Genomic DNA, 22,603 nt, shown 5'->3' on the forward strand with positions numbered 1-22,603 from the left:
CTCGAAGGGCGTTGGCCTGGGCATGCCCGAGCTGCCCGCGCCCCCCTACCCGGACGACGTCCGCGCCCGGCTGGAGCGGGACGCGCGCGAGATCGTCGCCCGCTACCCGGACTCCCGTTCCGCCCTCCTGCCGATGCTGCACCTGGTGCAGTCGGAGGAGGGGTACGTCACGCGCACCGGCATGCGGTTCTGCGCCGAGCTGCTCGGCCTCACCACCGCCGAGGTCACCGCCGTCGCGACCTTCTACACCATGTACCGGCGCCGGCCGAGCGGCGACTACCAGGTCGGCGTCTGCACCAACACGCTGTGCGCGGTCATGGGCGGCGACGCGATCTACTCCGCCCTCCAGGAGCACCTCGGCGTCGGCAACGGCGAGACCACCGACGACGGCAAGGTCACCCTGGAGCACATCGAGTGCAACGCGGCCTGCGACTTCGCCCCGGTCGTGATGGTCAACTGGGAGTTCTTCGACAACCAGACCGTGGAGAGCGCCAGGCGTCTCGTCGACGAGCTGCGCGCGGGGGCCGAGGTCTCCCCGACCCGCGGCGCCCCCCTGTGCACCTTCAAGGAGACCGCCCGCATCCTGGCGGGCTTCCCCGACGCACGCGAGGGCGCCGTCGCGGCCTCCGGCGGCGCCGGCCACGCCTCGCTGACCGGCCTGCGCCTGGCCAAGGGCGAGACCGCCCCCGCCCGCGTGGTCCACCCGCGCGACGGCGGCCCGCACGAGACACCGGGGGACCGGACCCCGGACCGCGCGCCCGGGAACGCGGCACCGCACGACCCGTCGCCGAGCGAGCACCTCAGTTCGCACGACGCGCCCGAGGCCACATCGGCATCCGACCCGGCCCACCCCGCGGGCCCCGTCGCCGAGGAGGGGGAGTGATGACCTTGGCAGCCGAGGACGGCGGCACCGCCCGCCCGCACGAGTTCGAGGACGGCCCGGAGACGGGCCCCGAGAAGCTGCTCGCACCCGTACTGTCGGCCTTCTGGGACGAGGACGAGTCCTGGACGCTGGACACGTACCGCAGGCACGAGGGGTACGAGGGGCTCCGCAAGGCGCTCGCCATGTCGCCGGACGACCTCATCGCCTACGTCAAGGAATCCGGACTGCGCGGCCGCGGCGGCGCGGGATTCCCCACCGGGATGAAATGGCAGTTCATCCCCCAGGGGGACGGCAAGCCCCACTATCTAGTTGTCAACGCCGACGAATCGGAGCCCGGGACCTGCAAGGACATCCCGCTCCTGTTCGCCAACCCGCACAGCCTCATCGAGGGCATCGTCATCGCGTGCTACGCCATCAGGTCGTCGCACGCCTTCATCTATCTGCGGGGCGAAGTCGTCCCCGTACTGAGGCGGTTGCACGAGGCAGTCCGCGAGGCGTACGCCGCCGGCTACCTCGGCGAGAACATCCTGGGCAGCGGACTCGACCTCGAACTCACCGTGCACGCGGGTGCGGGCGCGTACATCTGCGGTGAGGAGACCGCGCTGCTCGACTCGCTCGAAGGCCGCCGCGGCCAGCCGCGGCTGCGTCCCCCCTTCCCTGCCGTCGCGGGCCTCTACGCGTGCCCGACTGTGGTGAACAACGTCGAGTCGATCGCATCGGTTCCCGCGATCCTGAAAAACGGCAAGGAATGGTTCAGGTCGATGGGCAGCGAGAAGTCGCCCGGCTTCACGCTGTACTCGCTCAGCGGCCACGTCGCCGGCCCCGGCCAGTACGAGGCCCCGCTCGGCATCACCCTGCGCCAGCTCCTCGACATGAGCGGCGGGATCCGCCCCGGCCACCGGCTGAAGTTCTGGACGCCGGGCGGCTCCTCGACGCCGATGTTCACCGAGGAACACCTCGACGTGCCCCTCGACTACGAGGGCGTGGGTGCCGCCGGCTCGATGCTCGGCACCAAGGCACTGCAGTGCTTCGACGAGACGACCTGCGTCGTGCGCGCCGTCACCCGCTGGACCGAGTTCTACGCCCACGAGTCCTGCGGCAAGTGCACGCCCTGCCGCGAGGGGACCTACTGGCTCGTGCAGTTGCTGCGCGACATCGAGGCCGGCAAGGGCGTGATGTCCGACCTCGACAAGCTGAACGACATCGCCGACAACATCAACGGCAAGGCCTTCTGCGCCCTCGGCGACGGCGCCGCCGCCCCGATCTTCTCCTCCCTGAAGTACTTCCGCGCGGAGTACGAGGAGCACATCACGGGCCGCGGCTGCCCCTTCGACCCCGCCAGGTCGACGGCCTGGGCGGACCAGCACACGGAGGTGCACGCATGATCGTGACCACCAATGCCCCTTCGGGCGGGGGAGAGGCCGCGGTGCCGCCGGAGGACCTCGTCACGCTGACGATCGACGGCGCCGAACTCAGCGTGCCCAAGGGCACCCTGGTCATCCGCGCCGCCGAGCAGCTCGGCATCGAGATCCCCCGCTTCTGCGACCACCCCCTGCTCGACCCCGCCGGTGCCTGCCGCCAGTGCATCGTCGAGGTCGAGGGCCAGCGCAAGCCGATGGCGTCCTGCACCATCACGTGCACCGACGGCATGGTCGTGAAGACCCATCTCACCTCCCCCGTCGCCGAGAAGGCCCAGAAGGGTGTGATGGAGCTGCTGCTCATCAACCACCCGCTGGACTGCCCCGTCTGCGACAAGGGCGGCGAGTGCCCGCTGCAGAACCAGGCCATGTCGCACGGCCAGGCCGACTCCCGCTTCGACGGGAAGAAGCGGACCTACGAGAAGCCGGTGCCGATCTCCACCCAGGTGCTGCTCGACCGCGAGCGGTGCGTGCTGTGCGCGCGCTGCACCCGCTTCTCGAATCAGATCGCCGGCGACCCGATGATCGAGCTGATCGAGCGGGGCGCGCTCCAGCAGGTCGGCACCGGCGAGGACGACCCGTTCGAGTCGTACTTCTCCGGCAACACCATCCAGATCTGCCCGGTCGGCGCGCTGACCTCGGCGGCGTACCGATTCCGCTCCCGCCCCTTCGACCTGGTGTCCTCCCCCTCGGTGTGCGAGCACTGCTCCGGCGGCTGCGCCACCCGCACCGACCACCGGCGCGGCAAGGTCATGCGGCGCCTGGCGGCCAACGACCCCGAGGTCAACGAGGAGTGGATGTGCGACAAGGGGCGCTTCGCGTTCCGCTACGCACAGCAGCCCGACCGGCTGAGCACCCCCCTGGTGCGCAATGCCGACGGCGTTCTGGAGCCCGCCTCCTGGCCCGAGGCGCTCGACGTCGCCGCGCGCGGCCTGCGGGCCGCCCGGGGCAGCGCCGGTGTGCTGACCGGCGGCCGGCTCACGGTGGAGGACGCCTACGCGTACAGCAAGTTCGCGCGCGTGGCCCTCGACACCAACGACATCGACTTCCGCGCGCGCGTGCACAGCGCCGAGGAGGCCGACTTCCTGGCCGCCCGGATCGCCGGGCACGGCCACAGCCTGGACGGTACCGGCGTCACGTACACGGCCCTGGAGAAGGCGCCCGCCGTCCTCCTCGTCGGGATCGAGGCCGAGGAGGAGGCACCCGGTGTCTTCCTGCGGCTGCGCAAGGCCTGGCGCGGGCACGGACAGCGGGTCTTCGCCCTGGCCACGCACTCCACGCGGGGCCTGGAAAAGGCGGGCGGCGTGCTGCTGCCGGCCGCGCCGGGCACCGAGACCGAGTGGCTGGACGCGCTGGCAGGCGGCGTCGGCCTGGAGGGCGACGGCGTCACGGCCGCCGAGGCGCTGCGCGGCGAGGGCGCCGTCATCGTCGTCGGCGAGCGGCTGGCCGCGGTGGCCGGTGCGCTCACCGCCGCCGTACGGGCCGCCGCCGCGACCGGCGCCCGGCTGGTGTGGATCCCGCGCCGGGCCGGTGAGCGCGGCGCGATCGAGGCGGGCGCGCTGCCCACGCTGCTGCCCGGCGGCCGTCCGGCCACCGACCCCCGCGCCCGCGAGGAGGTCGCCGCCGCCTGGGGCGTCGCCGCCCTCCCGCACCGCTACGGCCGCGACACCGGACAGATCGTCGAGGCCGCCGCCACCGGTGAGCTGCGCGCCCTGGTGGTGGCGGGCGTCGAGGTCGCCGACCTGCCCGACCCGGCACGCGCGCGTGCCGCGCTCGACGAGGTCGGCTTCCTGGTCTCCCTGGAGCTGCGGCCCAGTGAGGTCACCGCGCGCGCGGACGTCGTCCTGCCGGTCGCCGCGGTCGTCGAGAAGGCGGGCACCTTCCTCAACTGGGAGGGCAGGGCGCGCTCCTTCGAGGCCGCGCTCAAGCCCGACCAGATGACCCGCCGCCTGGCCCCCGCCGACACCCGGGTGCTGCAGATGCTCGCCGACGCCATGGACGTCCACCTGGGCCTGCCGGATCTGCGCACCACCCGCGCCGAACTGGACCGGCTCGGCGGCTGGGAGGGCACCGGAGCCGGCAACCCGGTGGAGGTCGCGGTGCAACTGCCGCGTCCGGCCGCCGGTGAGGCGGTCCTCGCCGGGCACCGGCTGCTGCTCGACCAGGGCCGGCTCCAGGACGGCGACGAGGCCCTGGCCGGCACCCGGCACGCCGCCCACGCCCGCGTGTCGGCCGCCACGGCCGCCGAGGCGGGCGTCAAGGAGGGCGACCTGCTCGCCGTCACCGGCCCGTCCGGCACCACCGAACTGCCGCTGGAGGTCACCGAGATGCCCGACCGGGTGGTCTGGCTCCCGCTGAACTCCACCGGTGGGGGCGTCGGCTCCGACACCGGGGTGCTGCCCGGCGCACTCGTCCGCATCGGCCCGGCGACGTCCGCTGCCGACGCCCCGCAGGAAGCCCCGAAGGAGGTGGAGGCGTGACCGGGTACCTCGCCGCCGACGACCTGTCGATGTTCGGCACCGACCCGTGGTGGCTGGTCGTCGTCAAGGCGGTCTTCTGTTTCGCCTTCCTGATGGTGACCGTGCTGTTCTCCATCGTCTGGGAACGCAAGGTCGTCGCCTGGATGCAGTTGCGTATCGGTCCCAACCGGCACGGCCCCTGGGGCATGCTCCAGTCGCTCGCCGACGGCATCAAGCTGATGCTCAAGGAGGACCTCGTCGTCAAACGCGCGGACAAGGTGGTGTACGTCCTCGCGCCGATCGTGGCGGCCGTCCCCGCGTTCATGGCGATCGCGGTGATCCCCTTCGGACCGTCCGGCAACGAGGTCTCGATCTTCGGCCACCGCACCGCGATGCAGCTCACCGACCTGCCCATCGCGATGCTGTTCATCCTCGCGGTCGCCTCGGTCGGCATCTACGGCATCGTCCTCGCCGGCTGGAGCTCCGGGTCGACGTACCCGCTGCTCGGCGGGTTGCGCTCGGCCGCGCAGATGATCTCCTACGAGATCGCCATGGGCGCCGCCTTCGCCTCGGTGTTCCTGTACTCGGGCTCGATGTCGACGTCCACGATCGTCGAACAGCAGCAGGACCGCTGGTACATCCTGCTGCTGCCGGTCTCCTTCATCCTCTACATCGTCACCATGGTGGGCGAGACCAACCGCGCCCCCTTCGACATGCCGGAGTCCGAGGGCGACCTGGTCGGCGGCTTCAACACCGAGTACTCGTCGATCAAGTTCGCGATGTTCATGCTCGCCGAGTACGTCAACATGGTGACCGTCTCGGCCGTGTCCACCACGCTCTTCCTGGGCGGCTGGCGGGCCCCCTGGCCGATCAGCACCTTCTGGGAGGGCGCGAACCACGGCTGGTGGCCGATGCTCTGGTTCGTCATCAAGGTCCAGCTGCTGCTGTTCTTCTTCATCTGGCTGCGCGGCACGCTGCCCCGCGTGCGCTACGACCAGCTGATGAAGCTCGGCTGGAAGGTCCTCATCCCGGTCTCCGTGGTCTGGCTGATGCTCGTCGCCACCGTGCGCGCGCTGCGGAACGAGAACTACGGCTTCACCGACATCGCCCTCTACGTCGCCGGCGGCGTCCTCGCGCTGCTGCTGCTCTCCTTCCTCGTCGACATGTTCCGCGACAAGGGCAAGCCGGAGCAGGAGCCGGAGGCCGCGGCGGAGCGGACCGCGTTCGACCCGATGGCGGGCGGATTCCCCGTACCGCCGCTGCCCGGACAGTCGCTGCCGCCGGTGCCCAGGCGCCGTCCGAAGCGGGAGCGGGAACTGATTGTCAGTGGTGGGTCCGATACTGCCAGTGACGATTCCCATGCGACGCGTGACGGAAAGGAGGCGTCCGATGGCTGACGAGCGCAAGGACACCGATCCCGGTTTCCTCAATCCGGTGGCCGGCTTCGGCGTGACCTTCAAGGCCATGTTCAAGAAGCGGCTGACCGAGCAGTACCCGGAGCAGGAGAAGACCACCGCCCCGCGGTTCCACGGCCGGCACCAGCTCAACCGCCATCCGGACGGGCTGGAGAAGTGCGTGGGCTGCGAACTGTGCGCCTGGGCCTGTCCGGCCGACGCCATCTATGTGGAGGGCGCCGACAACACCGACGAGGAGCGCTACTCGCCGGGCGAGCGGTACGGCCGCGTCTACCAGATCAACTACGCCCGCTGCATCCTGTGCGGCCTGTGCATCGAGGCGTGCCCCACCCGGGCGCTGACGATGACCAACGAGTTCGAGCTGGCCGACTCCAGCCGCGCCAACCTCATCTACACCAAGGAGCAACTGCTCGCCGGTCTGGAGGAGGGCATGGTCGACACGCCCCACTCGATCTTCCCCGGCACCGACGAGCAGGACTACTACCGCGGTCTGGTGACGCGGGCGGCGCCCGGCACCGAGCGCCAGGTCGCCGTCTCCAAGGGGGAGACGCCGCAGGAGGCCGCCTCGACCTTCGGCCCGGACGAACCGGCCGCCGAGGAGGTGATCGGCCGATGACGCCGCTCGCCACCCTGGCCGCCCCCAGCACGCTCGCGGCGTACTCCACGTCCACGGGCGAGGCCGTGCAGTTCTGGATCCTCGGCACGGTCGCCGTGATCGGCGCCCTGTGCACGGTCTTCATGCGGCGGGCCGTGCACAGCGCGCTCTCGCTGGCCGGCACCATGATCGTCCTGGCGGTGTTCTACCTCGCCAACGGCGCCTACTTCCTGGGCATCGTGCAGGTCGTCGTCTACACCGGCGCGATCATGATGCTGTTCCTGTTCGTCGTCATGCTGGTCGGCGTCACCGCGGCGGACTCCCTGAAGGAGACAGTCAAGGGCCAGCGCTGGCTGGCCCTGCTGTGCGGCGTCGGCTTCGGCGTCCTGCTGCTCGGCGGGATCGGCAACGCCTCGCTCACCGAGTTCGACGGCCTGGGCGAGGCCAACGCTGGCGGCAACGTACAGGGGCTGGCCTCCCTCATCTTCACCAAGTACGTCTTCGCCTTCGAGATCACCGGCGCCCTGCTCATCACGGCAGCCGTCGGCGCCATGGTGCTCACCCACCGGGAGCGCACCGAACGGGCCCTCACCCAGCGCGAGCTGTCCGAGCAGCGGGTGCGCGAGGGCAGGCACCTGCCGCCACTGCCCGCCCCCGGCGTGTACGCCCGGCACAACGCGGTGGACATCGCCGGTCTGCTGCCCGACGGCACACCGTCCGAGCTGACCGTCAACCGGACGCTGCGCGAGCGCGGCCAGATCCGTGACGTGTCGCGTGAGGCGATCGGTGACCTGAAGGCCCTGGAACAGCGCTCCGAGGAACGCCTGGAGCGCACGAGGAGCGGGGAGGGCACACAGTGAATCCCGTCAACTACCTGTATCTCGCCGCCCTGTTGTTCACGATCGGCGCCACCGGCGTACTGATCAGGCGCAACGCGATCGTGCTCTTCATGTGCATCGAGCTGATGCTCAACGCCTGCAACCTGGCGTTCGTCACCTTCTCCCGGATGCACGGCAATCTCGACGGCCAGATCATCGCCTTCTTCACGATGGTCGTCGCCGCCGCCGAGGTCGTGGTCGGCCTCGCGATCATCGTGTCGCTGTTCCGTTCCCGCCACTCGGCCTCGGTCGACGACGCCAGCCTGATGAAGCTGTAAGGGGTCGGATCAATCGTGGAGAACCTGATTGCGCTGCTGATCGCGGCGCCCCTGCTCGGAGCGGCCGTCCTGCTGTGCGGCGGCCGCCGCCTGGACGCCGTCGGCCACTGGATCGGCACGGCGCTGGCCGCCGCCTCGTTCGTGATCGGCGTGCTCCTCTTCGCCGACATGCTCGGCAGGGCGGCCGACCACCGCGCCGTCACCCAGCACCTGTTCAGCTGGATCCCGGTCGCCGGCTTCCAGGCCGACGTCACCTTCCGGATCGACCAGCTCTCGATGACGTTCGTCCTGCTGATCACCGGCGTCGGCTCGCTCATCCACCTGTACTCGGTCGGGTACATGGAGCACGACGAGCGCAAGCGCCGCTTCTTCGGCTATCTGAACCTGTTCCTCGCGGCGATGCTGCTGCTGGTCCTCGCCGACAACTACCTGCTGCTGTACGTCGGCTGGGAGGGCGTCGGTCTCGCCTCCTACCTGCTGATCGGCTTCTGGCAGCACAAGCCCAGCGCGGCCACCGCAGCGAAGAAGGCCTTCCTGGTCAACCGCGTCGGCGACATGGGCCTGTCCATCGCCATCATGCTGATGTTCACCACCTTCGGGACGTTCGCCTTCACCCCGGTCCTCGGCGGCGTGGACGGGGCCTCCGAGGGCAAGCTCACCGCCATCGCGCTGATGCTGCTGCTCGCCGCCTGCGGCAAGTCCGCCCAGGTGCCGCTGCAGTCCTGGCTCGGCGACGCCATGGAGGGCCCGACCCCGGTCTCCGCGCTCATCCACGCGGCGACGATGGTGACCGCCGGCGTGTATCTGATCGTCCGCTCCGGCGCCCTGTTCAACGCCGCGCCCGACGCGCAGCTCGTCGTCACGATCGTCGGCGCGGTCACGCTGCTGTTCGGTGCGATCGTCGGTTGCGCGAAGGACGACATCAAGAAGGCGCTGGCCGGCTCGACGATGTCGCAGATCGGCTACATGGTGCTCGCCGCGGGCCTCGGCCCCATCGGCTACGCCTTCGCGATCATGCACCTGGTGACGCACGGCTTCTTCAAGGCCGGACTCTTCCTCGGCGCCGGTTCCGTCATGCACGGCATGAACGACGAGGTCGACATGCGGCGCTACGGCGGCCTGCGCAAGTACATGCCGGTCACCTTCGTCACCTTCGGCCTCGGCTACCTCGCCATCATCGGCTTCCCGGGCCTGTCCGGCTTCTTCTCCAAGGACAAGATCATCGAGGCCGCCTTCGCCAAGGGCGGCACCGAGGGCTGGATCCTCGGCGGCGCGGCCCTGCTGGGCGCCGCCCTCACCGCGTACTACATGACGCGCGTGATGCTGATGACGTTCTTCGGCGAGGAGCGCTGGCGCGAGAAGCCCACCGCCTCCCCGGCCGAGCCCGACGTGGAGCCGGCCGCCGAGGAGCGCGGCGAGCACGCGGAGCCGCACCCGCACGAGTCGCCCTCGGTGATGACGATCCCCATGATCGTGCTGGCCTTCGGCTCGGTCTTCGCGGGCGCCTTCTTCGGTGTCGGGAACCGCTTCCTGCACTGGCTGGAGCCCGTCACCGGGCACGAGGAGGGCAACTCCCCGGTCAGCGCGGCGGCGGTCACCGCGGCCACGCTGGTGCTGCTGGTCGTCGGCGCCGGCCTCGCCTGGCTGCAGTACGGGCGCCGTCCGGTGCCGGCCACCGCCCCGCGCGGATCGCTGCTCACCCGGGCCGCCCGGCGCGACCTGCTCCAGGACGACTTCAACCACGTCGTCCTGGTCCGCGGCGGCGAGCACCTCACGCGCTCGCTGGTGTACGTCGACCACACCCTGGTCGACGGGGTCGTCAACGGCTCGGCCGCCTCCGTCGGCGGTCTGTCCGGACGGCTGCGCCGGCTGCAGAACGGCTACGCGCGCTCGTACGCGGTCTCCATGTTCGGCGGTGCGGCGGTGCTCATCGCCTTGACCCTGCTGATGAGGGCGGTCTGATAGCGATGTCCTTTCCCCTGCTGACAGTGACGGCGGCGCTCCCCGCGGTGGGAGCGGTCGCCACGGCCGCCGTGCCGGCCGCGCGGCGCGTCGCGGCCAAATGGCTGGCGCTGGCCGTCTCGCTGGCCACGCTCGGCCTGGCCATCGCGGTCCTGGTCCGCTTCGACCCGGACGGCGACCGCTACCAGCTCACCGAGTCGCACTCCTGGATCAGCGACTTCGGCGTCCGCTACGAACTGGGCGTGGACGGCATCGGGGTGGCGCTCCTCGCGCTGACCGCGCTGCTGATCCCGTTCATCGTCCTGGCGGGCTGGCACGACGCCGATCCCCTGGAGACCGGCAGCAGTCGCTGGCGGCCCACCCAGGGCTTCTTCGCGCTGATCCTGGCGGTCGAGGCGATGGTGATCATCTCCTTCGAGGCCACCGACGTCTTCCTCTTCTACATCTTCTTCGAAGCCATGCTGATCCCCCTGTACTTCCTCATCGGAGGCTTCGGGGACCGCGCCCACCAGGGCGGCGAGGAGGCGGCGTCCACCCAGCGCTCGTACGCCGCGGTGAAGTTCCTGCTCTACAACCTGGCCGGCGGGTTGATCATGCTGGCCGCGGTGATCGGTCTCTACACCGTCACCGGGAACTTCTCCCTCCAGGAGATCGCCGAGGCGCGGGCGAACGGCTCGCTGGACATGGCGACGAGCACCGAACGCTGGCTGTTCCTCGGCTTCTTCCTCGCCTTCGCGGTGAAGGCGCCGCTGTGGCCGCTGCACACCTGGCTGCCCAACGCCATGGGGGAGTCCACCGCCCCGGTCGCGGTGCTCATCACCGCGGTCGTGGACAAGGTGGGCACCTTCGCGATGCTGCGGTTCTGCCTCCAGCTCTTCCCGGAGGCGTCGAAGTGGGCGACCCCGGTGATCATGGTCCTGGCGGTGATCAGCATCATCTACGGGGCGCTGCTCGCCGTCGGCCAGCGCGACATCAAGCGCCTGATCGCCTACGCGTCGATCTCCCACTTCGGTTTCATCATCATGGGCATCTTCGCGATGACCAGCCAGGGCCAGTCCGGCGCGACGCTGTACATGGTCAACCACGGCATCTCGACCGCCGCGCTGCTGCTGGTGGCCGGCTTCCTGATCTCGCGCCGCGGCTCACGCCTGATCGCGGACTACGGCGGGGTGCAGAAGGTCGCGCCGGTGCTGGCCGGCACGTTCCTGATCGGTGGTCTGGCCACGTTGTCGCTGCCGGGGCTCGCCCCGTTCGTCAGTGAGTTCCTGGTCCTGGTCGGCACCTTCACCCGGCACCCGGTCATCGGGATCGTCGCGACCTTCGGCATCGTCCTCGCCGCGCTCTACACACTCGTCCTGTATCAGCGGACGATGACGGGTCCGGTGAAGGCGGAAGTCGCCACGATGCCGGACCTGAAGGTGCGCGAGCTGGTGGTCGTCACCCCGCTGATCGCCCTGCTGCTCTTCCTGGGCGTCTACCCGAAGCCGGTCGCCGACCTCGTCAACCCGGCGGTCCAGCACACGATGTCCGACGTACACAAGACAGATCCCAAGCCCGACGTGGAGGCGGCACGGTGAGCACAGCAGCCGTCCACAGCCTGTGGACAACCGCGGCGGCCACGGCCGACCCGATCTCCAAGATCGACGCGCCGAAGATCGAGTACGGGCAATTGTCGCCCACCCTGATCGTGCTGGGCGCGGCACTCGTCGGAGTGCTCGTCGAGGCGTTCGGCCCGCGCAAGCACCGCTACTACGCACAGGTGTTCGTATCCGTGGTGGCGCTGTGCGCCGCCTTCGCCGCGGTGATCGCCCTGGCGGCCGACGGCTACGGCACCACCAAGGCCCATGTCGCCGCCATGGGCGCCGTCTCCGTCGACGGGCCGTCCCTGTTCCTCCAGGGCACGATCCTGCTCGCCGGACTGCTCGGCGTCTTCACCTTCGCCGAGCGCCGGCTCGATCCGGCCGCGCACGGCAACCGGGTCGACTCCTTCGCCGCGCAGGCCGCCTCCGTGCCCGGCAGCGACAGCGAGAAGGCCGCGGTCAAGGCCGGGTTCACCACCACCGAGGCGTTCCCGCTGCTGCTCTTCGCGATCGCCGGCATGCTGGTCTTCCCCTCCGCCAACGACCTGCTGACGCTGTTCGTGGCCCTGGAGGTCTTCTCGCTGCCGCTGTACCTGCTGTGCGCCCTGGCCCGCCGCAAGCGGCTGCTGTCGCAGGAGGCCGCGGTCAAGTACTTCCTGCTCGGCGCGTTCGCCTCCGCCTTCACCCTGTTCGGCATCGCACTGCTGTACGGGTACGCGGGCTCGGTGTCGTACGGGCGCATCGCGCAGGTCGTCGACGGCACGGTCACCAACGTGGACCCTGCCCTCGCCGGCACCATGGGCAACGACGCGCTGCTCCTTGTCGGCTCCGCGATGATCGTCATGGGGCTGCTGTTCAAGGTGGGCGCGGTGCCGTTCCACATGTGGACCCCGGACGTGTACCAGGGCGCCCCGACCCCGGTCACCGGGTTCATGGCCTCGGCGACGAAGGTGGCGGCGTTCGGCGCGCTGCTGCGGCTGCTGTACGTCGTCCTGCCGGGGATGCGCTGGGACTGGCGGCCGGTGATGTGGGCGGTGGCGATCGTCACCATGCTGGGCGGCGCGATCGTGGCGATCACCCAGACCGACATCAAGCGGCTGCTGGCGTACTCGTCCATCGCGCACGCCGGCTTCATCCTCGCCGGTGTCATCGCGACCACGCCCGACGGCATCTCGTCCGTGCTGTTCTACCTGGCCGCGTACTCCTTCGTGACGATCGGCGCCTTCGCGGTGGTCACCCTGGTCCGGGACGCGGGCGGCGAGGCCACGCACCTGTCGAAGTGGGCCGGACTCGGCCGCCGCTCGCCGCTGGTGGCGGCGGTGTTCGCGGTCTTCCTGCTGGCCTTCGCGGGCATCCCGCTGACCTCCGGGTTCGCGGGCAAGTTCGCCGTGTTCAAGGCGGCGGCGGACGGCGGCGCGATGCCGCTGGTCGTGGTCGGTGTGATCTCGTCGGCGATCGCGGCGTTCTTCTACATCCGGGTGATCGTGCTGATGTTCTTCAGCCGCCCGCACCCGGAGGGCCCGACGGTCGCGGTCGCCTCCCCCATGACGACGGTGGCGATCGCGGCGGGCGTCGCGGTCACGGTCGTCCTGGGCGTCGCCCCGCAGTACTTCCTGGACCTGGCGAGCCAGGCGGGGGTGTTCGTGCGCTGAGGGTTCGTTCGTACGGCTGCGGCCCGGCTCCCGTGGGGGTGCCGGGCCGCAGCCGTGTGCCGTGTGCGCTTTCCTGTTCCCGCGTCCGATGGTGCGGAGCTATGCGCTCGGCCGCGGAGGCATCCGGATCCCGGCGAGATCGAGGTCCACGGGGAACGGGACCTCCACCTTCATGCGCTCGCGGAAGATGCCGACGCTGGTGTACGCGCCGGTGGTGGGCTCCAGTTCGAAAGCGTGCACCGCGGCCCGGCCCTTCTCGTTCTCCACCCGCCAGTAGTGGGCGATCCCCGCACGGGCGTACTTCAGTGGCTTCGTCTCGCGGTCGCGGGACACGGAATCCTCCGAGACGACCTCCATGGCCAGCAGGACCGCTTCCGCCGGGAACCGGGTCTGCTCCGGGTCCTGTACCACGTCCGCGCGGACCACGACCACGTCCGGCTCGGGCCGGTTCTGGCGGTCGATGTCGATGGTGAACTCGCGGATGACCTCGAAGTCGGCTGGGGCCAAAGACTGTAGCTGCCAGGTGAAGAAGTCGATGGTGCGCGTGTGGAACAAGGTCTGCGGACTCACGAAGACCAGGCTCCCGTCGATCAGTTCCGTGTGCGGAGGCAGATTCGGAAGCCGGTCCAGGTCGTCGGCGGTCCAGCCGCCCTCGGGCGGCATCGGCCAGCTCGGCTTGGACGCCTTCGGTGCGACGCTCATCAGTGCTCCCATGGGACGGAGTCTCGCCGGCGCATTCAGACTATCGGCCGGAAACGGACAGGCTCCACACGTACGTGTGAACGATTGCCGTGTCATTGACCTCGGGCGCAAGGTCGGCCTGTGGATAACTCCGGGGCTGTCGGCGCGGGCGCCTATCGTGGACGCAGTGGTCGAGGGACGACGTACGGGGGACGAGCGATGCACGGGATGGGCGGGACGGTTGTGACGACCGACGTGGATGTACCGGTGGCGAGCGGTGACGGCGAGGCGCTGGCCACGCTGCACCGGGTCTTCGGGTACGACTCCTTCCGCGGCGAGCAGGAAGCGATCATCGAGCACGTCGTCGCGGGCGGCGACGCCGTGGTGCTCATGCCGACGGGCGCCGGAAAGTCCCTGTGCTACCAGATCCCCGCCCTGGTCAGACCGGGTACGGGCGTCGTGATCTCGCCGCTGATCGCGCTGATGCAGGACCAGGTGGACGCCCTGCGGGCGCTGGGCGTGCGGGCCGGGTTCATGAACTCCACGCAGGACTTCGACGAGCGGCGGATGGTCGAGGCCGAGTTCCTCGCCGGCGAACTCGACCTGCTCTACCTGGCCCCGGAACGGCTGCGCCTGGAACCGATGCGAGAACTGCTCGCCCGCGGCAAGATCTCGGTCTTCGCGATCGACGAGGCGCACTGCGTCTCCCAGTGGGGCCACGACTTCCGCCCCGACTACCTCGCCCTGTCCCTGCTCGGCGAACGCTGGCCCGATGTGCCGCGACTCGCGCTCACCGCCACGGCGACGCACGCCACCCACCGGGAGATCACCGAACGGCTCGGCATGCCGGACGCCCGCCACTTCGTGGCGAGTTTCGACCGGCCCAACATCCAGTACCGGATCGTGCCGAAGGCGGAGCCGAAGAAACAGCTCCTGTCGTTCCTGCGCGAGGAACACGCCGGGGACGCGGGCATCGTGTACTGCCTGTCGCGCAACTCGGTGGACAGGACCGCCGAGTTCCTCGGCGCCAACGGCATCGAGGCGGTGCCGTACCACGCGGGTCTGGACGCGGGCACGCGCGCCGCCCACCAGGCCCGCTTCCTGCGGGAGGACGGCCTGGTCGTCGTCGCGACCATCGCCTTCGGCATGGGCATCGACAAGCCGGACGTCCGGTTCGTCGCCCACCTGGACCTGCCGAAGTCGGTCGAGGGCTACTACCAGGAGACCGGCCGCGCCGGCCGCGACGGACTGCCGTCCACGGCCTGGATGACGTACGGCCTGAACGACGTCGTCCAGCAGCGCAAGATGATCCAGTCCGGCGAGGGCGACGAGACGTTCCGCAGACGGGCCGCGGCCCATCTCGACGCGATGCTCGCGCTGTGCGAGACCGCCCGGTGCCGCCGGGGCCAGCTGCTCGCCTACTTCGGCCAGGACGCGGCCGCCGAGGCCTGCGGCAACTGCGACACGTGTCTGACCCCGCCGGAGACCTGGGACGGCACGGTCGCCGCGCAGAAGGTGCTCTCCACGGTGTGGCGGCTGGAGCGGGAACGCCGGCAGAAGTTCGGCACCGGCCAGATCATCGACATCCTGCTGGGCAAGCGCACGGCGAAGGTGATCCAGTTCGACCACGACCAGCTCTCGGTGTTCGGCATCGGCGAGGAGCTGGGCGAGGGCGAATGGCGGGGCGTGGTGCGCCAGTTGCTGGCCCAGGGGCTGCTCGCGGTCGAGGGCGAGTACGGCACGCTGGTGCTCACCGAGGAGAGCGACGCGGTGCTGTGGCACGGGCGGGAGGTGCCGCTGCGCAAGGAGCCGGAGAAACCGGCGGCGGCCCGGGCGTCCGGCGGCGGCCGGGGCGAGCGCAAGGCGCGGGCGGCGGCCGCCGAACTGCCGGCCGAGCTGGTCCCCGCGTTCGAGGCCCTGCGCGCCTGGCGTGCCGACCAGGCCCGCGAGCAGGGCGTCCCCGCGTACATCATCTTCCACGACGCGACCCTCCGCGAGATCGCGACGGCCCGGCCGGCCACGGTGGCCGAACTGGGCGCCATCAGCGGAGTGGGCGAGAAGAAACTGGCGACGTACGGGGAGGGCGTGCTGGGGGCGCTGGCAGCCCTGTCGGGGACGGCGGGAACGGTGGAGGAAGAGATATAGAACCCCGGCGCGCCCGCCGGGGCCCGTGAGGGGCGCGGGGCGCGTGTGGTTCCGCCGGGTGGGCGCCTGCGGCGTATCCGTACCGATGGAGGGGGCGGGGCCCTCAAGGGGCGCGGGGAACCGCGCGGGTAACCACGATTCACCGGTATTCGCGCACGCACCGCCCCCCGAGCTCTTAGGCGCCCGACCCCTGCGGGATCCCGGCCCGCGCCGCGTACGCACGGACATCCGCGTCCGTGTCCGTCACGGCCGTGGCCAACGCCGCCCGCGCGGCCGCGACCGCGTCGGACCCGTCGGCCGCGCGGGGCGTGACGGGCCCGTCGGGCGTACCCGGCACCCCCGGCTCCGCGTGCCTGAGCAACGCGAGCACCGCCGCCTTGCGGACGTCCGCGTTGGGGTCGGCCAGGGCCTTGGCCAGCGCGGGGACCGCGGTGTCGGGGTCGGCGGCGCCCAGCGCGGTCGCCGCCCCGGCCCGTACCTGCCACGCACCGTCGGCCTGCGCGGCGACGGCACGCCCGGCGAACGGTGCCGGGCACCCGGTGGCCGCCAGTGCCTCGAAGGCGGCTCCGCGCACCAGGGCGTCGGGGTCGCCGGTGAGCGGGTCCAGCGCGGCGAGGAGGCCGCCGGCACCGGAACCGGCCTCCGGAGCGGTGGACGCGAGTTCCCCGGCGGCCGTGCCGAGTGTGGCCAGGGCCTTGGCCACCGCGACCCGGACCTCGCGGGAGGGGTCGGCGGCGGCCCGGGTCAGGGGACCGGCCGCGTCCACGGACACCAGGGCGCGGACCGCCTCGATACGGACGGCGGTGTCCTCGTCGTCCAGTGCGTCGGCGTAGACCCCGGTGTCGCCCAGCCGCAGGGCGCGCAGGACGTCGAGGGCGGCGGCCTTGACGACGGGGTCGGGCCCGGCGAGGGCACGGACGAGGGGCTCGCGCAGGTCCGGCTCCGCCGGGAGCGTCTCGACGAGCTCCCGCAGCGAGGAGGCGGCGGTGGCGCGCACCTCGGTGTCGGAGTCCGAGAGGGCACCGGCGAGTGCCGGCCCGGTGCCGGGCGGCACGGTCTCGGTGAGGACCGTGACCGCCACCCGGCGGACCGGGGCGGCCGGGTCGTCGAGGAAGGGTCGAAGGTCGTCGAGGTCGGGCTCCTCCTCGGTGAGGGCGAGCAGCCCGAGAAGACGGGGCGAGGACAACGCCTCGGCGCCCTCGCCGGGGCCGGACGCCCCGCCGGCAGCGGCAGCGGCGAGGGCGTCGGCACCGGTGCCGGGCGCACCGGCGTCACCGGCCGCGCCGTCGGCCGTGTGGGCACCGCCGCCCACGGCGGGCGTCCGCGCGCCCACCGGGGCCGCGTCCCGCGCGCCGGCCGTGGCCACCTGCTCGGGGTGGACCTCGCCGAGCAGGCGGGCGGGGCCGCCGGTCGGGGCGAAGCCCTCGACCGGCACCAGGTACGGCTCGACCGGCCGTGCCGTGAAGACCATCGCGCCGGAGGGGGACTTGTGCAGGTCGAGGTGGTGGAACCAGGAGGCGTCGTCGCGCTCGGGAAGGTCGACGCGCTCGTGGTAGAGGCCCCAGCGGGACTCCGTACGGGCCAGGGAGGACCGCGCGGCCATCTCGGCGCAGTCGCGGATGAAGGAGACCTCGGCGCAGCGCATCAGCTCGTGCGGGGTGCGCGCGCCCATCGACGCGATGTCACCGCGCATCCGCTCGAACGCCTCCAGGGCCAGCGACAGCCGGGCGCCCGACTTCGGCGGGGCCACGTAGTCGTTGACGAAGCGGCGCAGCTTGTACTCGACCTGGGTCTGCGGCGGACCGTCCGGGTGGCGCAGCGGGCGGTAGACCAGCTCGTGCGCCTCGCGCACCTGGTCGTCCGGCAGTTCGCCCCGGTAGGCCGTGTACCGGGCGGCGTCCGCGCCCGCCAGGTCGCCGAAGACGAACGCGCCGATCATGTAGTTGTGCGGCACGCACGCCATGTCACCGGCGGCGTACAGCCGGGGCACGGTCGTGCGGGCGTGGTCGTCGACGCGGACCCCGGAGGCGGAGTGGCCGCTGCACAGGCCGATCTCGGAGATGTGCATCTCGACGTCGTGGGTGCGGTAGTCGTGGCCCCGCCCGGAGTGGAAGGTGCCGCGGGTGGGGCGCTCGGTGGAGTGCAGGATCGACTCCAGCGCCGAGACCGACTCCTCCGGCAGATGGCTCAGCTTCAGGTACACCGGCCCCCGGTCGCTGGCCACCTCCGCCGCGAACTCGGACATCATCTGCCCCGACCAGTAGTCGGAGTCGACGAAGCGCTCGCCGTGCCGGTTGACCTGGTAGCCGCCGAACGGGTTGGCGACATAGGCGCAGGCGGGGCCGTTGTAGTCCTTGATCAGCGGGTTGATCTGGAAGCACTCGATGCCGGTGAGCTCGGCGCCCGCGTGGTACGCCATCGAGTAGCCGTCACCGGCGTTGGTGGGATTCTCGTAGGTGCCGTAGAGGTAGCCGGAGGCGGGCAGACCGAGCCGCCCGGCGGCGCCGGTGGCGAGGATCACCGCGCCCGCGCGGACGGTGACGAACCGTCCGGTGCGGGTGTTGAACCCGGCCGCGCCCACGGCCCGGCCCTCGGCCGTCAGCACGCGCACCGGCATCACCCGGTTCTCGATGCGGATCCGCTCCCGCATCTCGCGCCGCCGCAACTGCCGGTAGAGGACCTTCTTGACGTCCTTGCCCTCCGGCATCGGCAGCACGTACGAGCCGGAACGGTGCACCTGCCGCACCGCGTACTCGCCGTGCTCGTCCTTCTCGAACTTCACCCCGTAGGACTCCAGCCGGCGCACCATGTCGAAGCCGCGGGTGGCGGTCTGGCGGACGGTGGACTGGTCGACGATGCCGTCGTTGGCGCGGGTGATCTCGGCGACGTAGTCGTCGGGCTCGGCACGGCCGGGGATGACGGCGTTGTTGACGCCGTCCATGCCCATGGCGAGCGCGCCGGAGTGCCGGACGTGCGCCTTCTCCAGCAGCAGGACGTCCGCGCCGTGTTCGGCGGCCGTCAGCGCCGCCATGGTGCCGGCCGTGCCGCCGCCGATGACCAGGACGTCGCAGGACAGCTCTTCGGCGTCGGCGAGGGCGGGGATGTCCACGGGGCTGCCTTTCACTTCGAGACGGGGGTGGCGGAGGGGGAACCGGCGGAACCGGCGCGTTCCGCGGAACGCGCCCCCTCGGCCGGTTCGTGGTCCGGGCGGTCGCCCGGTTCGTGGTCCGGGCGGTCGCCCAGGGACTCCAGGACCGTGCGCCGTAGGGCGACGCGGGCCGGGTCGTCGCGGGCGGCCCGGTCGCGGGGGCGCGGGACGTCGCGCACGCCGAGCAGCCGGCCCGCGCCGAGGAGGGCCACCCGGTCGCCGAGGAACAGCGCCTCGTCCACGTCGTGGGTGACGAAGACGACCGTGGCGCCGGTGCCCCGGAGCACCTCCACCAGCAGGTCCTGCATCCCCGCGCGGGTCTGGGCGTCCAGCGCGCCGAAGGGCTCGTCCATCAGCACGGCGCGCGGCGCCGCGGCGAGCGCGCGGGCGAGCTGGGCGCGCTGGCGCTGCCCGCCGGAGACCCGGTGTGGCAGCTTCTTGGCCTGCTCGGCGAGTCCGACCCGGGCCAGCCAGGTCTCCGCCTGCGCCCGGCGCTCGGCGCGGGCCAGCCCGGCGATGGCGAGCGGGAGTTCGACGTTGGCGCGCAGGGTGCGCCAGGGCAGCAGGGCGTCCTCCTGGAAGACCAGGGCGCGTTCGGCGGCGGGAGCCGTGAGGGGCAGGCCGTCCTGCTCCACGGTCCCGGACAGCGCGGGCAGCAGCCCGGCGAGGGTGCGCAGCAGGGTCGACTTGCCGCAGCCGGACGGGCCGACGACGGTGAGGATCTCGCCGGGCGCCACGTCGAGGTCGACACCGGCGAGCGCGGGCGCGCCGGGCCGGCCGAGGGCTGTGCCGCGCAGGGTGAGCCCCGCACCGCGCGCCGGGGCCGCCGGGGGAGTCGCGGGCGCGCTGCCGGGCGCCCGGCGGACATCAGATGAGCTGGTCATGCGGGACCGCCTCCTCGGTGGTCGGCTGCTTCGGTGCGTGACCGGCTGCGGAATCAGCGGCGGAATCAGCGGCCGGACCGGCTGCGGAATCAGCGGCGGAACCGTCGGCGGCGCGCGTCCGGGCGGCCCGGGTCACCCGAGCGGCGTGCGGCACCCGGGACGCGCGCGGCACCCGGGGCGTCCGCGCGGCGGGCACGTACGACGTGCGTGGCAGCCAGCGGGTGAGCCGGCGGCCCAGCAGTTCCACGGCGGTGGACGTGACCCAGCCGAGGACGCCGATGGTGACCATGCCGACGAACACACCGGGGTAGTCGACGACGGTGTAGTCCTGCCAGGTGCGGTAGCCGACGCCGTACTGGCCGGAGATCATCTCGGCGGAGATCACGCAGATCCAGGAGACCCCGATGCCGACCGACAGCCCGCCGAAGATGCCGGGCAGCGCCCCCGGCAGCACCACCGAGCCCAGCACCCGCCACCGTCCGCCGCCCATGGTCCGCACCGCCTCCTCCCAGACGGGGACCAGCGCGCGCACCGCGTGCCGGGTGGAGACCAGCACGGGGAAGAAGGCGGCGGTGCAGGTGATGAAGACGATGCCCTGCTCGTTGGAGGGGAAGAGGAGGATGGCGACGGGGACGAGGGCGATCGCCGGGATCGGGCGGATCACCTCGAGGACCGGGCCGAGCAGGTCCTCGGCCAGCCGCGAGCGGGCCACCAGCACGCCGGCCGCGACCCCGAGCACGGCGGCCAGCAGGAAGCCGAGGACGATCCGGGTGAGGCTGTCGGTGAGGTCGGTCCAGTAGTCGGGGCCGGCCAGCCGGGCGGCGAAGGCGCGGGCCACGTCGGTGACGGTGGGGAACTGGGAGAAGCGCAGCCACACGTCGACGTCGTACTCGGTGAGCACCTGCCAGAGGCCGAGGGCGGCGGCGATCGAGGTGATCCGCAGCAGATACCGGGTCATGAGGCCAGCTCCTGTGCCTCGCGGTACGGGACGGTGCGGGCGCCCGCGTGGGCGGCGGCGTACGCCTTCGCGGTGCTCGGGGTGACGAACGGCAGCAGCCGGTCGCCGTCGGCCACCCACACCGCCTTGTCGGCGAACCACAGGGTGCCGGTGGTGGTGTCGGGCACGTAGGCCGCGCGGAGGTCCTTGCCGTGCCGGGCCGTGTACGCCAGCAGGGCTCTGGGCGAGGTGAAGCTCCGTGTGGCGTCGGCGCCCTTGGGCCAGGCCTCGCTCGCGGCGGCGGGCGGGGCGGCGGCGAGCCGCTCGGCGTAGGAGGTGCCGAGGGCCTTCTTGACGTAGGTGTCGTCGACGAAGGCGGCCACGTCGATGTCGCCGGTGAGCTTGGCGGCCTTGAGGATCGAGACGTCCTGCTCGAGTGCGGAGATCAGCCGTGGCTTGACGCTGGGGTCGAAGGTGGCGATGCCGTGGGCGCCGTTGTAGAGATAGACGACCTCGGCGGGCAGGGCGGTGGCCTTCGCGACCTTCTCGGCGGCGGCCACCGGGTGGTCGTCGAGGTAGTCGGTCGCCTCGGCCTGGGCCTTGAGGAACGCCTCGAGGACGGCGGGGCGCCGCTCGGCGAAGTCCTTGCGGGCGGTGACGCCGTGGAAGGTGGGCAGGTTCAGCTCGGCGCCGTCGTACAGGGCCTTGGCCTTGCCCTGGTAGGCGAGCAGTCCGGGCCAGGCGACGAACTGGGAGAGGGCGTCGGCGCTGCCCGAGGAGAGCGCCGACGCGCCGACCGCCGGCTGCTGGTTGAGTTTCTCGACGCCCTTGTCCGGGTCGATCCCGGCGCGTTGCAGGGCCCGGACGAGGGTGCCGTCGGCGGCCGAGCCGATGCTGGTGGAGACCTTCTTGCCCTTGAGGTCCTTCAGGGAGGTGAGTTTCGAGTCCGGGGCGGTGACGATGGTGTTGAGGCCGCCGCGGAGGTTGTAGCCGGTGACGGAGACGAGCCGGGTCGGCTGGTCGAGCTGCTTGCCGCGGGCCGCGTTGATGAGGAGCGGGAAGTCGCCCATCGACCCGATGTCGATCTTCCCGGCGGTCATCTGCGCGGTGATCGGGGCGCCGGTGGCGTAGTCCTGCCACTGGACCTTGTAGTGCTTGCCGTCGCCGAGGGAGTTGAGCTCCTTCTCGAAGTAGCCGAGGGAGCGCAGCAGGGTGCCGGCGGTGACGGTGTTGATGGTCTTGGACTGGTAGCCGACGGTGACGGTGACCGTGGAGCCGTCCCCGGCCGCCGCGTTGCCGCCGCAGGCGGTGAGCGGCAGCAGGAGCACGGCGGCCGCGGCGGCTGCCTTGGGTTTCATGATCGATCGGGCCTCTCGCCGGAACGGGTCGGTGCGTTCACCGGAACGGAGCGCGTGGGCGGGCTCACCGGAGCGGGTCGGTGAGTTCAGCGGAGCAGGTAGGGCATGTTGACCGTGACGGCTCCGGTGGGACACCGGGCCGCGCACGGGCCGCAGTACCAGCACTCGTCGACGTGCATGTACGCCTTGCCGTTGCTCTCGTCGATGGCGAGGGAGTCCAGCGGGCACATGTCCACGCAGAGCGTGCAGCCGTCGATGCACTTGGACTCGTCGATGGTCACGGGCACGTCGGCCCGCTGGGGCACCAAGGACATGGCTGTCTCCGTAGGG

Annotated in this window: 17 protein-coding genes; 11 read left to right on the forward strand and 6 right to left on the reverse strand. The window is 71.6% G+C overall.

Annotation, left to right across the window (positions count from 1 at the left end; translation table 11 throughout):
* Positions 1-22: 22 nt before the first annotated feature.
* Genes nuoE through nuoN form a run of 10 tightly spaced genes read left to right on the forward strand, consistent with a single transcriptional unit; the run spans position 23 to position 13,120 of the window.
* Positions 23-883 carry an NADH-quinone oxidoreductase subunit NuoE gene (gene nuoE / locus QFZ64_RS20210; RefSeq protein ID WP_307071784.1) on the forward strand — a complete coding sequence of 287 codons (861 nt, stop codon included), beginning with the start codon at positions 23-25 and terminating at the stop codon, positions 881-883.
* Entirely contained in the window at positions 880-2,268 is a 1,389-nt protein-coding gene (gene nuoF, locus QFZ64_RS20215; RefSeq protein WP_373430638.1) for an NADH-quinone oxidoreductase subunit NuoF, read from the forward strand. Before nuoE ends, nuoF begins: the two co-directional genes overlap by 4 nt.
* Positions 2,265-4,781 carry an NADH-quinone oxidoreductase subunit G gene (locus tag QFZ64_RS20220; protein WP_307067729.1) on the forward strand — a complete coding sequence of 839 codons (2,517 nt, stop codon included), beginning with the start codon at positions 2,265-2,267 and terminating at the stop codon, positions 4,779-4,781. The genes nuoF and QFZ64_RS20220 overlap by 4 nt, the downstream gene beginning before the upstream one ends.
* Positions 4,778-6,157 (forward strand): NADH-quinone oxidoreductase subunit NuoH, encoded by a 1,380-nt coding sequence (nuoH, locus tag QFZ64_RS20225; RefSeq protein WP_307067731.1) that lies wholly within the window; start codon positions 4,778-4,780, stop codon positions 6,155-6,157. The genes QFZ64_RS20220 and nuoH overlap by 4 nt, the downstream gene beginning before the upstream one ends.
* Positions 6,150-6,791: an NADH-quinone oxidoreductase subunit NuoI gene (nuoI, locus tag QFZ64_RS20230; RefSeq protein ID WP_307067733.1), complete on the forward strand. Its 642-nt coding sequence runs from the start codon at positions 6,150-6,152 to the stop codon at positions 6,789-6,791. Before nuoH ends, nuoI begins: the two co-directional genes overlap by 8 nt.
* Positions 6,788-7,630: an NADH-quinone oxidoreductase subunit J gene (locus tag QFZ64_RS20235; RefSeq protein ID WP_307067735.1), complete on the forward strand. Its 843-nt coding sequence runs from the start codon at positions 6,788-6,790 to the stop codon at positions 7,628-7,630. The genes nuoI and QFZ64_RS20235 overlap by 4 nt, the downstream gene beginning before the upstream one ends.
* Positions 7,627-7,926, forward strand: coding sequence for an NADH-quinone oxidoreductase subunit NuoK (gene nuoK, locus QFZ64_RS20240; RefSeq protein WP_006138880.1), 300 nt, complete (start codon positions 7,627-7,629; stop codon positions 7,924-7,926). Before QFZ64_RS20235 ends, nuoK begins: the two co-directional genes overlap by 4 nt.
* A gap of 15 nt (positions 7,927-7,941) precedes the next feature.
* Positions 7,942-9,888 (forward strand): NADH-quinone oxidoreductase subunit L, encoded by a 1,947-nt coding sequence (gene nuoL / locus QFZ64_RS20245; RefSeq protein ID WP_307067738.1) that lies wholly within the window; start codon positions 7,942-7,944, stop codon positions 9,886-9,888.
* A 5-nt stretch (positions 9,889-9,893) separates the two neighbouring features.
* Positions 9,894-11,465 (forward strand): NADH-quinone oxidoreductase subunit M, encoded by a 1,572-nt coding sequence (locus QFZ64_RS20250; RefSeq protein ID WP_307067739.1) that lies wholly within the window; start codon positions 9,894-9,896, stop codon positions 11,463-11,465.
* Entirely contained in the window at positions 11,462-13,120 is a 1,659-nt protein-coding gene (nuoN, locus tag QFZ64_RS20255) for an NADH-quinone oxidoreductase subunit NuoN (protein WP_307067741.1), read from the forward strand. Before QFZ64_RS20250 ends, nuoN begins: the two co-directional genes overlap by 4 nt.
* 99 nt (positions 13,121-13,219) lie before the next feature.
* On the opposite strand, the gene QFZ64_RS20260 is transcribed toward nuoN, so the two are convergent.
* A complete protein-coding gene (locus QFZ64_RS20260; RefSeq protein WP_307067743.1) occupies positions 13,220-13,822 on the reverse strand; it encodes a Uma2 family endonuclease in 603 nt (200 codons plus the stop codon).
* A 198-nt stretch (positions 13,823-14,020) separates the two neighbouring features.
* Here QFZ64_RS20260 and recQ point away from each other — a divergent pair, with 198 nt between their 5' ends.
* Positions 14,021-15,946 carry a DNA helicase RecQ gene (gene recQ / locus QFZ64_RS20265; RefSeq protein WP_373430639.1) on the forward strand — a complete coding sequence of 642 codons (1,926 nt, stop codon included), beginning with the start codon at positions 14,021-14,023 and terminating at the stop codon, positions 15,944-15,946.
* A 175-nt stretch (positions 15,947-16,121) separates the two neighbouring features.
* Here recQ and QFZ64_RS20270 read toward each other — a convergent pair whose 3' ends face one another.
* From QFZ64_RS20270 to QFZ64_RS20290, 5 genes are all read right to left on the reverse strand, one after another.
* On the reverse strand, positions 16,122-19,055 hold the full coding sequence (locus QFZ64_RS20270) for a fumarate reductase/succinate dehydrogenase flavoprotein subunit (RefSeq protein ID WP_373430640.1): 2,934 nt from the start codon (positions 19,053-19,055) through the stop codon (positions 16,122-16,124).
* 11 nt (positions 19,056-19,066) lie between these two features.
* Positions 19,067-19,978 carry an ABC transporter ATP-binding protein gene (locus tag QFZ64_RS20275; protein ID WP_307067747.1) on the reverse strand — a complete coding sequence of 304 codons (912 nt, stop codon included), beginning with the start codon at positions 19,976-19,978 and terminating at the stop codon, positions 19,067-19,069.
* The gene (locus QFZ64_RS20280; protein WP_307067749.1) at positions 19,962-20,936 is read right to left on the reverse strand and encodes an ABC transporter permease; all 975 of its coding nucleotides are present in this window, start codon (positions 20,934-20,936) and stop codon (positions 19,962-19,964) included. Before QFZ64_RS20280 ends, QFZ64_RS20275 begins: the two co-directional genes overlap by 17 nt.
* Positions 20,933-22,273: an ABC transporter substrate-binding protein gene (locus QFZ64_RS20285; RefSeq protein WP_307067751.1), complete on the reverse strand. Its 1,341-nt coding sequence runs from the start codon at positions 22,271-22,273 to the stop codon at positions 20,933-20,935. The genes QFZ64_RS20280 and QFZ64_RS20285 overlap by 4 nt, the downstream gene beginning before the upstream one ends.
* An 86-nt stretch (positions 22,274-22,359) precedes the next feature.
* Positions 22,360-22,587: a ferredoxin family protein gene (locus QFZ64_RS20290; protein WP_307067752.1), complete on the reverse strand. Its 228-nt coding sequence runs from the start codon at positions 22,585-22,587 to the stop codon at positions 22,360-22,362.
* Between the last annotated feature and the right edge of the window lie 16 nt (positions 22,588-22,603).

Origin of the sequence: Streptomyces sp. B3I8 (assembly GCF_030816915.1) — a bacterium.
Taxonomy (GTDB): domain Bacteria; phylum Actinomycetota; class Actinomycetes; order Streptomycetales; family Streptomycetaceae; genus Streptomyces.

Excerpts from the sequence above, each read along its gene's own strand:
- recQ (WP_373430639.1), top strand. The coding sequence starts at position 14,021 with ATGCACGGGATGGGCGGGACGGTTGTGACGACCGACGTGGATGTACCG.
- QFZ64_RS20280 (WP_307067749.1), bottom strand. The coding sequence starts at position 20,936 with ATGACCCGGTATCTGCTGCGGATCACCTCGATCGCCGCCGCCCTCGGC.
- QFZ64_RS20290 (WP_307067752.1), bottom strand. The coding sequence starts at position 22,587 with ATGTCCTTGGTGCCCCAGCGGGCCGACGTGCCCGTGACCATCGACGAG.
- QFZ64_RS20275 (WP_307067747.1), bottom strand. The coding sequence starts at position 19,978 with ATGACCAGCTCATCTGATGTCCGCCGGGCGCCCGGCAGCGCGCCCGCG.
- QFZ64_RS20260 (WP_307067743.1), bottom strand. The coding sequence starts at position 13,822 with ATGAGCGTCGCACCGAAGGCGTCCAAGCCGAGCTGGCCGATGCCGCCC.
- nuoI (WP_307067733.1), top strand. The coding sequence starts at position 6,150 with ATGGCTGACGAGCGCAAGGACACCGATCCCGGTTTCCTCAATCCGGTG.
- nuoE (WP_307071784.1), top strand. The coding sequence starts at position 23 with ATGCCCGAGCTGCCCGCGCCCCCCTACCCGGACGACGTCCGCGCCCGG.
- QFZ64_RS20285 (WP_307067751.1), bottom strand. The coding sequence starts at position 22,273 with ATGAAACCCAAGGCAGCCGCCGCGGCCGCCGTGCTCCTGCTGCCGCTC.
- QFZ64_RS20250 (WP_307067739.1), top strand. The coding sequence starts at position 9,894 with ATGTCCTTTCCCCTGCTGACAGTGACGGCGGCGCTCCCCGCGGTGGGA.
- QFZ64_RS20220 (WP_307067729.1), top strand. The coding sequence starts at position 2,265 with ATGATCGTGACCACCAATGCCCCTTCGGGCGGGGGAGAGGCCGCGGTG.
- QFZ64_RS20235 (WP_307067735.1), top strand. The coding sequence starts at position 6,788 with ATGACGCCGCTCGCCACCCTGGCCGCCCCCAGCACGCTCGCGGCGTAC.